Source organism: Caulobacter sp. GW821-FHT11E10, from assembly GCF_058808375.1.
On record NZ_JBXARP010000002.1, the window covers coordinates 521417 to 536347 of the forward strand.

Sequence of the window (14931 nt, forward strand, 5' to 3'; positions counted from 1 at the left end):
GAGGGCCGCCAGGGAAGACGCGTCAGGACCCCACCCCTTCAAGGGCATTCCGCCCCCACCCGCCGGCCATCGCGCCGGACCTCTTCCTCGTGGGCGATACGCGCCGGCGCGGCGCTCGGTGAAAACAGGAAACGGAGACCACAATGGACGGCAGCGAAATCGTCGAACCGACCACCAAGTGCCCGCTGAGACACGGCGTCCGGTTTCACACCAGTTTCGGCGGACGCTCGAACCGCGACTGGTGGCCCAACCAGCTGAACCTCAAGATCCTGGCTCAGAACTCGGCCCTGTCGAACCCGATGGCCCAGTCGTTCAGCTACGCCGACGAGGTCAAGAAGCTGGATATCGAGGCGCTGCGCCAGGACATCATCGCCCTGGTCACGGACTCGCAGGATTGGTGGCCGGCCGACTATGGCCACTACGGCCCGCTGTTCGTCCGCATGGCCTGGCACAGCGCCGGCACCTACCGCACCGGCGATGGTCGCGGCGGCGCCGGGGCGGGCCAGCAACGCTACGCCCCGCTGAACAGCTGGCCGGACAACGGCAATCTCGACAAGGCCCGCCGCCTGCTGTGGCCGATCAAGCAGAAGTACGGCAACCAGATCAGCTGGGCCGACCTGATGATCTACGCCGCCGACGTCGGCATGGAGACGATGGGCTTCAAGACTTTCGGCTTCGGTTTCGGCCGCGAGGACGTCTGGGAGCCGGAAGAGGACGTCCACTGGGGCGCCGAGGACACCTGGCTGGGCGACGCGCGCTACACCGGCGAGCGCGAGCTCGACAAGCCGCTGGCCGCCGTCCAGATGGGCCTGATCTACGTCAATCCCGAAGGTCCGAACGCCAATCCCGACCCGCTGGCTTCGGCTCACGACATCCGCGAGACCTTCGCGCGCATGGCCATGAACGACGAGGAAACCGTCGCCCTGATCGCCGGCGGCCACACCTTCGGCAAGGCCCACGGCGCGGGTGACGCCGCCCAGGTCGGGGTCGAGCCGGAAGGCGCCGGCATCAGCCTGCAGGGGCTGGGCTGGAAGAACAGCTTCGGCAGCGGCGTCGGCGGCCACGCCATCACCAGCGGCCTGGAAGGCGCCTGGACCCCCGATCCGATCAAGTGGGACAACGGCTTCTTCGACACCCTGTTCGGCCACGAGTGGGAACTGACCAAGAGCCCCGCCGGCGCTCACCAGTGGACGCCCAAGAATCCTGACGCCGGCCCCAAGGCGCCCGACGCCCACGATCCGTCCAAGTCGCATCCGCCGATGATGCTGACCACCGACCTGGCGCTGCGGTTCGACCCGAACTACGCGCCGATCTCCAAGCGCTTCCACGAGGATCCGGAAGCCTTCCGCGACGCCTTCGCCCGCGCCTGGTTCAAGCTGACCCACCGCGACATGGGCCCCAAGGCTCGCTACCTCGGCCCGTTGGTCCCGCAGGAAGAACTGCTGTGGCAGGACCCCCTGCCCGATCCCGTCGCCCCGCCGCTGAGCGCCGCCGATGTCGCCGACCTGAAGGCCAGGGCCCTGGCCTCGGGCCTGTCGGTCCCGCAGCTGGTGGCCACGGCCTGGGCCTCGGCCTCGACCTTCCGGGGTTCGGACAAGCGCGGCGGCGCCAATGGCGCGCGCATCCGCCTGGCGCCGCAAAAGGACTGGGCGGTCAACCAGCCGGGGCAGCTGGCCACGGTGCTGGCCAAGCTGGAGGAGATCCGCGCGGGCTTCGGCAAGCCGGTCTCGCTGGCCGACCTGATCGTGCTGGCCGGCTCGGCCGCCGTCGAAAAGGCGGCCCAGGACGCCGGCTTCGCGGTGGAGGTCCCATTCGCGGGCGGCCGCGTCGACGCCTCGCAGGAGCAGACCGACGTCGCCTCGTTCTCGGTGCTCGAGCCCAAGGCCGACGGGTTCAGGAACTATCTGAACACCGACTCGCCGCTGTCGGCCGAGGAACTGCTGATCGACCGCGCCCAGCTGCTGACCCTGACCGCGCCAGAGATGACCGCTCTGGTTGGCGGGCTGCGGGCCCTGAACGCCAATACCGATCAGTCGCAGCATGGCGTCCTGACCAGCCGTCCCGGCGTGCTGACGAACGACTTCTTCGTCAACCTGCTGGACATGGGCACGGTGTGGACCGCCACCTCGGAGGACGAGACCACCTTCGAGGGCCGCGATCGCAAGACCGGCGCGCCGAAGTGGACCGCCACGCGGGTCGACCTGATCTTCGGGTCCAACTCGCAGCTGCGGGCTCTGGCCGAGGTCTATGCCCAGTCGGACTCCAAGGCCCTGTTCGTCGCCGCCTTCGTGGCGGCGTGGACCAAGGTCATGAACGCCGACCGCTTCGACCTGGCCTGATCGCCGGGCGATAATCGAGAGCCTTAGTTCAAGGAGATCAGAGCTTTAATCCCTCGACATCCCGGAAGCGCGTCGCGCTATCCGGGATGACGAGGGATTGAGCGATTTCAAATCTGGCGACCACGAAGAGGCAGGAGGCGGCGGACCAACGACCGCCTCCGTCTCGCGACTGGGAGGAGACCGCATGCCCCACGCCGTGGAGGCCGTCTTCAAGGACGAGCTGCGCCGCGCCGGCCTGCCGTGTCGCGGTCTGTTCGCGCCGCTTCTGGCGGTGCTGCGGGACTCGCCCGACACCCACCTGACCCTGGCCCAGGTGGCCGAGCTGGCCGCCGAAGCCGGCGTCGCCATCGCGCCCGCTGAACTGGCCCGGCACCTGGAGATCTTCGCCGACCACGGGCTGGTCGGCCGCCTGCCGACGACCTCGACCGAGCAGGTGTTCGACACCCAGCCCGAGCCGCACTTCCACCTCGTCTACGAAGAGTCCGACCAGATCGTGGACCTGCACGTCTCGGCCGACACGCTGCTGGCCATGATCGGCAAGGCCCTGGCCCAGAGGCCCGACAGTGTCGAGATCCTGGTGCGCTTCCGCCGCTCGCCGCGGGGGGGCGGTCAGGCCGTGGCGGGCGACTGAACCGGCTGGGCCTTTACGGGTCTAGACCCCGAGTTCCTTCAGGATGGCTTCGCGCAGGTCCTGCGCCTCGGGACTGGAGAGCTTGCGCGGGAACGGCAGATCAACCCGGATCTCGGTCTGGATCGTCGTGGGCCGCGCCGAAAGCACCAGGACGCGATCGGCCAGGTAGATGGCCTCCTCGACATCGTGGGTGATCAGCAGCACCGTGTGACGGTCCTCATCGAGAATTCGGCGAAGCTCGGTCTGCATGCGCAGGCGCATCAAGGCGTCGAGGGCCGAGAACGGCTCGTCCATGTAGAGGACGTCCGGCTTGACGACCAAGGCGCGCGCCAGTTCGACACGCTTGAGCATGCCGCCCGACAGTTCGTGCGGATAGGCCGCCTCGAAGCCCTCCAGCCCCACCAGAGCGGCATAGCGGTCGGCCAGCGCCATCCGCTCGGGGCGATCGACGCCGCCCAGGCCGAACATCAGGTTCTCCTGCACCGTCAGCCACGGGAAGACCGATCCGTGCTGGGAGATGAGCACGCCATTCGCGCTCGGCCCCGCCAGCGCCACGCCGTCGATCCTGACCGCGCCGCGATCCGCGCGCTCGAAACCGGACAGGATGTTCAGCAAGGTCGACTTGCCACAGCCCGAAGGCCCGACGATCGCGACGAACTCACCCTCCCGGACATCGAAGCTGACGCCGTCGATGACCTGAAGCGCGCCGAAGCTCTTGCTGACGCCGTCGACGACGATCTTCTTATCGGACATAGCGCCACTTCACTGTCTTCAGCCGTTCCAGGAGGCGGGTGCCGCCGTCCAGCAGCAGGCCGATCACGCCGATAATGATCATGCTGGCGATCACCAGGTCGTAGCGATTGCCGGCGTTGCGCGAGTCCATGATCAGGTAGCCGAGGCCCGAGTGCAGGGCGATCATCTCGGCGGCCACGACGACCAGCCAGGCGACGCCGATGCCGATCCGCATGCCGACGATGATCTCCGGCAGCACGGCGGGGATCACGACCCGGCTGAACAGGGTCCAGCGTGACACGCCGAAATTGGCGGCGGCGCGCAGGTAGCGCCGGTCGATGGTGCGCACGCCCGCCGTCGTCTGCACGATCATCGGGAACACCGAGGAGATGAAGATCAGGAAGATCGGCGACACATCACCGACGCCGAACAGCAGGATCGCGACGGGGATCCAGGCGATCGGCGAAATCGGCCGCAGCATCTGGAACAGCGGATTGAGCGTGTAGAAGGCGCCCGAGACCCAGCCCATCCAAAGGCCCAGCGGAACGGCGATCAGGAACGCCAGTCCGAACCCGATCCCGACGCGGAACAGCGACGCCCCGATGTGTTCGAACAGGGTGCCGTCCCGCACCAGCTCCCACGCCCCGGCGACCACCTGTCCCGGGGTCGGGAAGATCGGGTTTTCGGCCCTGGCGATGATGATCCACCAGACCGTGATCAGGAGTGCGATCACGAGCGCCGGCGCGACGATCTTTGTCAGCTTGGTGGCGGGTTGCCTCACCGTTTTCCTCAATGACTCGACGATTTGGGCGAATGCCCAGCGGGCCGCACCGTGGTGATCAATCTATCCAAACGCCAGCGGAGTCTTTTCCATCCGGGCGTGGGCGGGGCGTCGACGATGATGTCGAGTTGCCCGTTGGCGTGGGCGGTGCACATGAAGCTGTAGGTCGAAGCCTTGGCGAACGGCAGGCTGAAGCTCTGGCCCGGCATGATCAGCGCCGGCCCGAAGGTGTGAGGCGCCTCGTCCGAGTTCTTGAGCAGCAGCACGTCGTTGCGACCCAGGGTCAGCCGGATCGTCTGTGGCAGGATCTCGATCTTCTCCCCCGCCGCGCGCCGCGCCCAGGTCCCGCGCGGAATCTCGAACACCTCTTCGCGCGGAGCCGGCGCGATCGGGGCCAGAGCGGCCCAGCCCAGCCCCCCGAGCACGACGAGCGCGAACGCGGCCGCGACCATGCGGCCCCAGCCGGGCTTGGTCGCGTGCTTCACATCCGGCTCTGAAACAGGTCGCATCTGGAACAGCTACTGGGCCAACAGGATCTTGAGGTCATGGACGTAGTCGGCGGGCGCCTGTCCATAGGGCATCATCGCTCGCAGCTTGCCCGCCCGGTCGATCATGAAGGTCGACGAGGTGTGGGACATGACGTAGTGCGCGCCCCCGCCGTGCTTAGCCGCCGTCACCCCGTATTTCTGCCGCATCGCCGACAGGGCGCCGGGCGCGCCCGTCACCCCCACGAACGTGTTGTCGAACCTCGCCAGGAACTTGCGCATCTGGGCCACGTCATCGCGCTCGGGGTCCACCGTCACGAAGACCACCTGCACCGAATCCGCCGCCTTGCCGAGGCTGGCGCGCGCCTGGGCCAGCGTGGCCATGGTGGTCGGACACACCTCCGGGCAGTGGGTGAAGCCGAAGGTCAGCAGCACGACCTTGCCGCGATAGCGCGCGAGGTTGACGTCTGAGCCCTTGGTGCCCGGCAGCGAGAATTCGGCCGCCATGTACGGGGGATTGAACACTCCCGCCTTGAGCTCCGGCCGTCCAGGCGCGTTGGCGGACGTCGCCGGAGCCGCGCCGGCGAACAGCAGCGCGAGGGCCATGGCCAGGATGCGGGTGAAGCGGGTCAAGTCCGGGAGCCCGCGCTAGAGCGCGATCGTCGCCGGGAGCGCCGCGCGCGCGAAGCTGTCGTCCACATACTGCGCGTAGGGGATGGGCTGCTTCAGCGTGCCGGCGTCGACGGACATCTGCATCAACTCGTCGAACTCCCGCGGGATGATCCGAAGGTCGCCGTAGGTCACGCGGTCCGTCGGGTTTTCCATCACGAAGCGCAGGATGTTGGGATCTTGATTGAAGAAGTCGCGGCCCGCCGCGACCTGGACGGCGCTGTTGCGGTTCTGCTGCTGCTGGTCGAGCCAGGCGCCCGCGCCGAGGATGTGGTTGACCAGGTCCTGGACCAGCGGCCGGTTGGTCTGGATCAGCTCCTCGCGCACGGTCAGGACGCAGCACATGTACCGGGGCCACTCGTCGCGCGTCATCCGGAGCACTCGCGCATAGCCGGCCTTCTGGGCCGCGGCGCCGAAGGGCTCGCCGGTGCAATAGGCGTCGACCGCCTTGGCGTACAGCGCCGCCGGCATGTCGGCGGGGTTCATCTCCACCAGCTCGACATCCTTGGGCGTCATGTTCTCGAGCGCGAGCATCCTACGCAGGAACAGGAAGTCGACCGCGAAGCGGCTGGGGATCGCGATGCGCTTGCCGGCCAGGTCGTGGAAGCTTCCATAGGACGAATCCGTGCGCACCATGATCACCGCGCCCGACCGGTGACCGAGCGACACGACCTTGACCGGCACCTTCTTGCTGGCCAGGTCCATGACCAGCGGCGCCAGCATGTAGGCGGCCTGCAGCCGGCCGGACATCAGGGCTTCCTTCATTTCCGGGAAGCCGTTGTACTTGCTGTATTGGTAGGCGAATTTCGCGCCCTCGCCCGCCTTGGCGTTCGCCGCGGCCCGGCTGGCGCAAGCGACCGGAAGGGTCAGGTTGCAGGTGACCGCCAGGCCGCCGACCACGAGGGGCTTGGCTTCCGCCGCCGAGCAGCCCCACAGGGCGCCGGGAAGCGCCGCGGCCGCGAGGCCTCCGCGCAGCAGCTGAGCGCGACTGAGGCCCGGTCCGGATTCGTTGAACGAAGAACGCATCGAGCCCCCCTTGGCCTTGCCACGGGCCGGTTGAAGATCCGGTCTTGGCTCCCACGCACGCAATGAGTTCTGATTATCGCAGCCGACCTGGGCGCGCAAGAACAGCGGTCTGGGGACGGGCCGGGGGAGTGGCGGTGAGAGAGGGATTCGAACCCTCGATAGAGTTTCCCCTATACACGCGTTCCAGGCGTGCGCCTTCAACCACTCGGCCACCTCACCAGCGCATTCGAGTCGGGGGCGGCTGAGACCCCCGGCGCGGGAAGGCGCGCAATATACTCAGGGACTGGCCGGTAGCAAGCGCGTTCCCAGATGAAACTCGCGACGGCAGCGCCTATATCTGGCCGCGAAGAATTTCCGCCTCGAAAGGCCAGCCATGCTGTCGTTCAAGAAGCCCCTCGATCTGCCCACCGTCGACACGGCCCTGCCCGGCCGCGCGCAGGCGATCCCGACGGCCGACACCCACTTCATCAACGGCCATCCGCTGAAGGGTCCCTACCCCGACGGGCTGGAGACGGCGGTGTTCGCCATGGGCTGTTTCTGGGGCGTCGAGCGCGTGTTCTGGCAGGTCCCGGGCGTCTATGTGACCGCCGCCGGCTATGCGGCCGGGATCACGCCGAACCCGACCTACGAGGAGGTCTGCAGCGGCCGCACCGGCCACACCGAGGTCGTGCTGGTGGTGTTCGATCCCAAGGTCGTCACCTATGAAGCCCTGCTGAAGACCTTCTGGGAAAACCACGACCCGACCCAGGGCATGCGCCAGGGCGGCGACATCGGCACCCAGTATCGCTCGGGCGTCTATGTCGCCAACGACGCCCAGGCCGCGGCGGCCGTGGCCTCGAAGGAGGCCTACCAGCAGGCGCTGTCGGCCAAGGGCCTGGGCGACATCACCACCGAGATCGCCGCCGCCGGTCCTTTCTACTTCGCCGAGGACTATCACCAGCAGTACCTGGCCAAGAACCCGAACGGCTATTGCGGCATCGGCGGCACCGGCGTCGTCTGCCCGATTGGCCTGGGTGTTGAGAGCGGCGTCGAGGCCTGATGACCCCGCAAGCTTTCGACAAGGCGTGCCTGGCCCTGCCCGGCGCGACCCTCTCCCTCCAGTGGGGCGACGACCACGTGTTCAAGGTCGGCGACAAGATGTTCGCCGTCCGGGGCGCGGCGGGGACCAGCTTCTCGTTCAAGGCCTCCGACGTGGCGTTCGAGGTGCTGACGGAGTCGGGGCGCGGCAAGCCGGCGCCCTACCTGGCCCGCGCCAAGTGGGTCTGGTTCGAGGACATGGCCCAGGAAGACGCGGCCGAGGTCGCCGATTGGCTGACGACCGCGCACGGCCTGATCGCCGCGAAGCTGACCAAGAAGGCCCGGGCGGAGCTGGGGATCGGCTAGGGGCGGCCTCTATCGAACCGCCATTTTCCCTCGTCATCCCGGCCGAAGCGAAGCGTAGAGCCGGGATGACGAGGGGCCGTCGCACCGCCACTCGCCCCTGGGTCCCGGATAGCCTCTGCGAGGCTTCCGGGATGACGAGGGTTTTGCGGCCCGAAGCGTAGCCCCCTAACTCTTCGCCAGCCCTTGCAACGCCGTCGTCTCGATCGCCTCCAGCAGGCGCTCGTTGGTCAGGCCGGGGGTGGCCGGCGTCCACTTGGTCAGCCAGATCAGCATGCCGACCAAGAGCTGCACCACCAGCGGCGGCTCGCAGGCGGTCACCGAGCCGTCGGCCATGCCCTCTTCCAGGAACCGCTCCAGCCGCCCGCTGAGCCGCGCGGTCCACTCCTCGATGGACTTGCGCTGCTCCTGGGCGAGGTAGGAGTTGTCGCCGAAATAGAGCTGCGGGCCGTTGGTCACCGCGTCGTCCAGCAGGGCCCGCAGGAAGCGCCGCAGCTTGCACAGCCCGGTGCCGCCGTCGGCCTCGACCACGCCGAGGATCACCTCGAAGCGCTCCAGCGAGCGCTGGTGGCCGGCATAGGCCAGCGTCTGCTTGTTGGGGAAATAGTAGTAGAGCGCCGCGTCCCGCAGATCCAAGGCCGCGGCGATGTCGGTCATGGTGGCGGCGGCGAAGCCCTTGGCGTTGATGATCTTGATGGCCTCGTGAAGGATCGCCTCGCGCTTCTTCACCGACTTCTGGCTTTGTGCCATCGGCCTGGCCTCATCCATCAAGCTTCCGGACGCCAGGGCTCCTGGCGCCAGGGTCACGGGGTCCGAGCCCTTCGACAACCGCTCTCTCCTCCGCGGCGCGCCCGATTCTTCCGTCGGGGAACGCTGATATTTCAAGCTTGTCACGAACGACGGCCGGATCAATCCGATAAATTCTAACTTGCGCTAGAATATCAAGGTCATATTAAAATAGCAGTTAGTGATGCGCGGGATGCAAGCCCGTGTGTGCTGGGGCGATAACATGGCGCAAAGCGTCCTTATCCACGGGCTGGCCCTTCCCGCCGCTTCGCGCGGCGCGGCCGGTCGGCCCGGATCGCCCTCCCCCTACGTCAACACGTCCGCCCTTCCCCAAAAGAAACCCGCGATTGCTCGAGGCGGGATGGGAAGTCACGCGGCCAATAAGAAAAATCAGGGAGTTAGTTATGAGAAACGTCCACCTGCTGGGGGTGTCCGCCCTAGCGCTCGCCATCGCTTCTCCGGCCTTCGCCCAGGAAAAGCCCGCCCCGGCCGATAACACCTCCATCGACGAAATCGTCGTCACCGCCACCAAGCGCGAACAGACCCTGCAGGACGTGCCGATCTCGGTCGCCGTCACGGGTCAGCAGACGATCGAACGCGCCCAGGTCCGCGACCTGATCGACCTGCAGTCGGTCGTGCCGTCGCTGAAGGTCTCGCAGTTCAACGCCACCGGCCAGACCAACTTCGTCATCCGCGGCTTCGGCAACGGCAACGGCAACGACGGCATCGAAAGCTCGGTCGGCGTGTTCATCGACGGCGTCTATCGTAGCCGCTCGGCCGCCGCCCTGGATGACCTTCCCGAAGTCGAGCGCATCGAAGTTCTGCGCGGCCCGCAGTCGACCCTGTTCGGCAAGAACGTGTCGGCCGGCGCGATCAGCATCGTCACCAAGAAACCCCAGTTCGAAGCGGGCGGTAAGATCGAAGCCACGATCGGCAACTACGACACGCGCCAGATCAAAGGCACCTTCACCGGTCCGCTCAGCGACACCCTGGCCGTGCGCCTCTCGGGCAGCGTGAACAAGCGCGACGGCTTCTTCACCAACGTGACCACCGGCAACGACGTCAACGACCGCGACCGCTGGTCGATCCGCGGCGACGTGCTGTGGGAGCCGACCGACAAGACCTCGATCCGCTTCATCGCCGACTACAACAAGATCTCCGAGACCTGCTGCGCCGTCGCCTCGATCTTCAACGGCCCGGCCACCCTGGCGATCGGCGGCGTGCTGAAGAAGCCGATCGGCGACCCGACCAAGATCTTCGAGCGCAACGTCGTCTTCAACACCGACCCGTCCAACGACCTGTCGGGCAAGGGCGTTTCAGGCCAGATCGACCATGACCTGGGCTTCGCCAACCTGACGTCGATCACCGCCTACCGGAACCAGAAGAACGCCTCGTTCCAGGACGTCGACTTCACCGGCGCCGACCTGGCCAACAACTCGACCGCCAACAGCATCAAGACGTTCACCCAGGAAATCCGCCTGGCGTCGAGCGGCGACGGCCCGCTGAACTGGCTGATCGGCGGCTTCTATCAGAACGAAAAGATGGACACCGGCCGGACCATCCGCTTCGGCACGGACATCCGCGCCTATGGCGAGGTCCTGTCGCAACAGGTTCCGGCTACGCTGCTGGGCGCCCTGCCCGCGGCGCTGCGCCCGGCCCTGACCGGCAAGTCGAACCTGTACGCGATCGAATTCCTGCAGAGCCTGGTGACGCCGACGATCAAGCCCGGCTCGACCTACTTCCAGGCCGGCCATGGCATCGACGACTACTACGACATGAAGCAGAACACCTACTCGGTGTTCGGCCAGGTCGATTACAAGGTCACCGACAAGCTGACCCTGACGGGCGGCCTCGCCTACCTGAACGACGACAAGAAGGCGCGCTCGAACGTCGTCCTCAACGACCCGTTCTCGTCGCTGAACCTGGCGGCCATTCCGCAGTTCACGGCCCTGGGCCTGCCGGGCAACATCTACCAGACCCTGGGTGGTCTGCAGTTCTTCTACGGCAACGCCCCGACCCACGGCCCAGTCAACTTCCCGAACGCCACGGAGTCGGGCCAACTGAAGGGCAACAAGCTCACCTACGCCGTCCGCGCGGCCTACGACTTCGGCGCCATCAACGCCTATGCCAGCTACTCCACGGGCTGGAAGGCCGGCGCCTACAACCTGTCGTCCGACAGCCGTCCGCCGAACGCCAACGGCGTCGGCCGCACCGCCAATCCGGAAGACGTCGGCGTCTATGAAATTGGCCTGAAGGCCAACTTCCCGGGCGGCTACGCCAACCTCGCGGCGTTCAAGCAGTCGATCAAGGGCTTCCAGTCGAACGCCTATACCGGCCTCGGCTACAGCCTGGTCAACGCCGGCGAGGAGTCGGTGAAGGGCTTCGAAATCGACAGCGCCTGGCGTCCGACCGGCTGGCTGAACCTGACGGCCGCCGTGACCTATCTGGATCCGAAGTACGACAGCTTCACCGGCGCGGCCTGCGTGAACTACGACACCGCCCGCTGCCCGGTGAACCCGGCCACCGGCCTGCGTCCGAACTTCCGCGACCTGACCGGCGACACCCCGGCCGGCATCCCGAAGTGGTCGTTCTCGACCTCGGCGACGGTCAATCACGACCTGGGCGGCGACTACCAAGCCTACGCCCGGATCGAGTACGACTATGTCAGCAAGGTCCAGCTGACCGAGACCGTGTCGCCGACCCTGGCCAGCTATGACCAGAACGTCGTCAACGCCAGCCTCGGCGTCACCAACACCGCCCACCAGATCGAGGTGGCGCTGTGGGGTCGTAACCTGACCAACGACGAAAGCCTGATCTCGGCCTTCCCGACCGTGGCCCAGGACGGCAGCTACAGCGGCTATCCGAACGCCCCGCGTACGTACGGCGTGACGATCCGCAAGAGCTTCTAAACCTACCCAGAGGGAGGGCGGCCCGGCTTCGGCTTGGTCGCCCTTTCCTTATTCAAATTGGCCTGACCACTTTCCCTTGCCCCCTGGCCACCGGCCGTGCTTCAACCTCTGCGACAAGCCGAACGGCTAGCGGAGGATGCGCGATGGGAACGGGATTGAAGGTCATGGTCGGTGCGCTGGGCGCCCTGGCCCTGCTGGCGCCGATCGGGGCGCAGGCCTCCTCCCCCACCCTGACCCGGGCCGACAATCGCGACGGCCAGGACCTCTCGGGGACCTGGCATTATTCGGTCGATCCCTATCGCGACGGTCTGGCCGGCTTCCACCGCGGCGCGGCGGGCGCGGGCCATCGGCGCTATGACGACGTCGACGTCGACGCCCTGACCAAGGCCAAGCCGAACGCCCTCTACGAATACGACATGGACCGCAGCGCGACGGCGACCCTGCCGGCGGGCTGGATCACCCACGACCCCAGTCTGCGCTACTACCAGGGCCTGATGTGGTACACGCGCCGCTTCGAGGCCGCGCCGCTGAAGCCCGGCCAGCGCGCCTTCCTGCGCTTCGAGGCGGTCAACTACACCGCCAAGGTGTTCCTGAACGGCAAGGCGGTCGGCGAGCACGAGGGCGGCTTCACGCCGTTCTCGATGGAGGTCACCGACACCCTCCGCGCCAGCAACAACCAGATCACGGTCGGGGTCGACTCCACGCCCCAGGCCGATGGCGTGCCGCCGCCCGTCACCGACTGGGAGAACTACGGCGGGATCACCAGGCCGATGCGCCTGGTGATCACCCCTGGCACCTTCATCGACGAAGCCTGGGTGCGCCTGGGCAAGGACGGCAAGGTCGTCGCCACCGTGAAGCTGGACGGCGCCCAGGCGGCGGGCCAGGAGGTCCACGTCCGCGTCGCCGAGCTCGGCCTCGACGTCACCGGCAAGACGGATGCGCAGGGGATGCTGACCGCCTCGGCCGCCGCGCCCAAGGGCCTGGTCCGCTGGTCGCCCGAGAAGCCCAAGCTCTACGACATCGCGGTCGAGGCCGGCGAGGACAGGCTGACCGACCGCGTCGGCTTCCGCACCATCGAAACCAAGGGCAGCGAGATCCTGCTGAACGGCAAGCCGATCTATCTGCGCGGCATCTCGATGCATGAGGAGGAGTTCGGCGAGAACCCGGCTCGCACCATCACCGAGGCCGGGGCCCGCGCGCTGCTGAGCGAGATCAAGGACGGCCTGCACGGCAACTTCGTGCGCCTGGCCCACTATCCGCACAGCGAGGTGATGACCCGCGTCGCCGACGAGATGGGCCTCTTGGTCTGGAGCGAGATCCCGGTCTACTGGCTGGTCGACTTCGCCAATCCGCGCACCCTGAAGCTGGCGCGCGGCATGCTGGCCGACAACATCCGCCGCGACCGCAACCGCGCCTCGATCGTCATGTGGAGCGTCGCCAACGAGACGCCGATCACCGACGCCCGCAACACCTTCCTCTACCAGCTGGTCGACGACGTCCGGGCGTTGGACGACAGCCGCCTGGTGACCGCCGCCCTGCTGACCGACCGCAAGAAGACCGCCGATGGCGGGGTCGAGATGGGCCTCAACGACCCGCTGGCCGACAAGCTGGATGTGCTGTCCGCCAACACCTACAACGGCTGGTACAGCGACGACCCGCTGGACGCCCTGCCCGCCATCACTTGGCGCGCCACCGACAAGCCGATGGTGTTCTCCGAGTTCGGCGCCGACGCCCTGGCCGGGTTCAGCGACCCGACCCTGATGCGCAAGTTCTCCGAGGACTTCCAGAAGAAGTACTACGAGAAGACCCTGGCCATGGCCGCCAAGGTCCCCACCCTGCGCGGCCTGTCGCCCTGGATCCTCAAGGACTTCCGCGCCCCCCGCCGCCAGCACCCGGTCTATCAGCAGGGCTGGAACCGCAAGGGCCTGGTCTCGCCGACCGGCCGCCGCAAGCCGGCCTTCTGGGTGCTGCGGAACTTCTACAAGGACAAGGAGGCGGGAAAATAGGGCCCCGGCCAAGTCTCAACATCTGGTGTAGGCCGCCGCCGGAGACGCCGTTCGACGAACATGTGCGCGCCTTTGTCGCAGAGGTTGGTCAGCGGCAAGCGTTGCCTTAGCTCCGGGACTCGCCGATTGATCAATGGCTCGATGCACCCCACCGCGTCGACACTTTTAGAACCGGCTGGCGCACCCCAGATGCGCCAGCCGGTTTCTTTGTCTGGGGTCTGCTTCAGACCATGGCCAGCAGTCAGTACGGCTTGCAGCCCTTGATCGTCACCCGTTCGACGGTCCGCTCCTGGGGCCAGTAGTCCAGGGTAGCGTAGTGCTGGGTCGCGCGGTTGTCCCAGAACACGATGGCGTTGGGCGTCCAGCGGAAGCGGACCTGGTATTCGGGCGTCTTCACCCGGTCCAGCAGCTCGGCCAGCAGCGTCTTGGCCTCGTCCTCGGGCAAGCCGAGGATCCGCGTCGTGAAGACCTTGTTGACGAACAGGTGCTTCTCGCCGGTCTCGGGATGGGTGCGGACCACCGGGTGCACCATCATCGGATAGGCGGCCCGCAGCTCCTGGCGCTTGGCCTCGTCGACGCGATAGCCGTAGCTCTGGATGATGTCGTGCTCGGCCGTGAGGTCGGCGATCTGGTCCTTCAGTTTCTGGGGCAGGTCGCGATAGATGGCGGCGGTGTCGGCGAACAGGGTGTCGCCGCCCAGCGGGGGCATGTCGCGCATCCGCAGCACCCCACCCATCGACGGCGCTTCGCGGAAGGTGACGTCGGTGTGCCACTTGTTGGCGGCGCGGACGATCGGGACGATCTCCTCGCGCAGCTTCATGCCGTCGGCCGCCTCGATGTGCAGGATCTCCGGGAAGCCCGGCACGTGGGCGGTGACCGGATGCCCCTCCAGGTCGCCGAAATAGCGGCCAAAGCGGACATGGTCCTCGTGGCTGATGTCCTGGTCGCGGAAGAACACGACCTTGTGGCGCAGCAGGGCCGCGCGGATCGCCGCGACGATCTCGGGCTTGAGTTCCTGGCGCAGGTCGAGGCCTGAGATCTCGGCCCCCAGCACCGTGCTCACGGGCGTGACGGTCAGGCCGGCGTAGAGGGCGGCGTCTTGTTCGGAAATCGAGACCGGAGCGTTCATGGCGTTCTCCCTGGGCCGTCTGGAGCGGCCTAGCCTCAGAACACTAAGGGTGAACGCC

General features: G+C 67.1%; 13 protein-coding genes and 1 tRNA gene. 6 read left to right on the forward strand and 8 right to left on the reverse strand.

What is annotated here, in order from left to right:
* The first annotated feature begins 143 nt into the window (after positions 1-143).
* Together katG and AC1RRV_RS05470 are read left to right on the forward strand one after the other, a co-directional pair.
* Positions 144-2339, forward strand: a complete 2196-nt coding sequence (katG, locus tag AC1RRV_RS05465; RefSeq protein ID WP_492858567.1) for a catalase/peroxidase HPI — start codon at positions 144-146, stop codon at positions 2337-2339.
* Between the two features lie 184 nt (positions 2340-2523).
* Complete coding sequence (locus tag AC1RRV_RS05470; RefSeq protein ID WP_492858568.1) at positions 2524-2970, forward strand: transcriptional repressor; 447 nt, start codon at positions 2524-2526, stop codon at positions 2968-2970.
* Between the two features lie 21 nt (positions 2971-2991).
* Here the strand turns inward: AC1RRV_RS05470 and AC1RRV_RS05475 are convergent, their stop codons facing one another.
* From AC1RRV_RS05475 to AC1RRV_RS05500, 6 genes are all read right to left on the reverse strand, one after another.
* Complete coding sequence (locus AC1RRV_RS05475; protein WP_492858569.1) at positions 2992-3723, reverse strand: ABC transporter ATP-binding protein; 732 nt, start codon at positions 3721-3723, stop codon at positions 2992-2994.
* Positions 3713-4483: an ABC transporter permease gene (locus AC1RRV_RS05480; protein ID WP_492858570.1), complete on the reverse strand. Its 771-nt coding sequence runs from the start codon at positions 4481-4483 to the stop codon at positions 3713-3715. Before AC1RRV_RS05480 ends, AC1RRV_RS05475 begins: the two co-directional genes overlap by 11 nt.
* Positions 4484-4491: 8 nt before the next feature.
* Positions 4492-4968, reverse strand: coding sequence for a cupredoxin domain-containing protein (locus tag AC1RRV_RS05485; protein WP_492858571.1), 477 nt, complete (start codon positions 4966-4968; stop codon positions 4492-4494).
* 33 nt (positions 4969-5001) lie between these two features.
* Positions 5002-5601 (reverse strand): SCO family protein, encoded by a 600-nt coding sequence (locus AC1RRV_RS05490; RefSeq protein WP_492858572.1) that lies wholly within the window; start codon positions 5599-5601, stop codon positions 5002-5004.
* A gap of 15 nt (positions 5602-5616) precedes the next feature.
* Positions 5617-6663: an ABC transporter substrate-binding protein gene (locus AC1RRV_RS05495; RefSeq protein WP_492858573.1), complete on the reverse strand. Its 1047-nt coding sequence runs from the start codon at positions 6661-6663 to the stop codon at positions 5617-5619.
* Between the two features lie 129 nt (positions 6664-6792).
* Positions 6793-6882 (reverse strand) — tRNA-Ser (locus AC1RRV_RS05500).
* 154 nt (positions 6883-7036) lie between these two features.
* Between AC1RRV_RS05500 and msrA the strand changes: the two genes are divergently transcribed.
* Both msrA and AC1RRV_RS05510 read left to right on the forward strand, forming a co-directional pair.
* Positions 7037-7702 (forward strand): peptide-methionine (S)-S-oxide reductase MsrA, encoded by a 666-nt coding sequence (gene msrA / locus AC1RRV_RS05505; RefSeq protein WP_492858574.1) that lies wholly within the window; start codon positions 7037-7039, stop codon positions 7700-7702.
* Positions 7702-8046, forward strand: a complete 345-nt coding sequence (locus AC1RRV_RS05510) for an MmcQ/YjbR family DNA-binding protein (RefSeq protein ID WP_492858575.1) — start codon at positions 7702-7704, stop codon at positions 8044-8046. The genes msrA and AC1RRV_RS05510 overlap by 1 nt, the downstream gene beginning before the upstream one ends.
* 165 nt (positions 8047-8211) lie before the next feature.
* On the opposite strand, the gene AC1RRV_RS05515 is transcribed toward AC1RRV_RS05510, so the two are convergent.
* Positions 8212-8871: a TetR-type transcription factor C-terminal domain-containing protein gene (locus AC1RRV_RS05515; protein WP_492858576.1), complete on the reverse strand. Its 660-nt coding sequence runs from the start codon at positions 8869-8871 to the stop codon at positions 8212-8214.
* A 362-nt stretch (positions 8872-9233) separates the two neighbouring features.
* On the opposite strand from AC1RRV_RS05515, the gene AC1RRV_RS05520 reads away from it, so the two are divergent.
* A complete protein-coding gene (locus AC1RRV_RS05520; RefSeq protein WP_492858577.1) occupies positions 9234-11738 on the forward strand; it encodes a TonB-dependent receptor in 2505 nt (834 codons plus the stop codon).
* A gap of 143 nt (positions 11739-11881) precedes the next feature.
* Positions 11882-13744 carry a glycoside hydrolase family 2 protein gene (locus AC1RRV_RS05525; RefSeq protein WP_492858578.1) on the forward strand — a complete coding sequence of 621 codons (1863 nt, stop codon included), beginning with the start codon at positions 11882-11884 and terminating at the stop codon, positions 13742-13744.
* A gap of 241 nt (positions 13745-13985) precedes the next feature.
* On the opposite strand, the gene AC1RRV_RS05530 is transcribed toward AC1RRV_RS05525, so the two are convergent.
* On the reverse strand, positions 13986-14873 hold the full coding sequence (locus AC1RRV_RS05530) for a TauD/TfdA dioxygenase family protein (RefSeq protein WP_492858579.1): 888 nt from the start codon (positions 14871-14873) through the stop codon (positions 13986-13988).
* Positions 14874-14931: the final 58 nt, after the last annotated feature.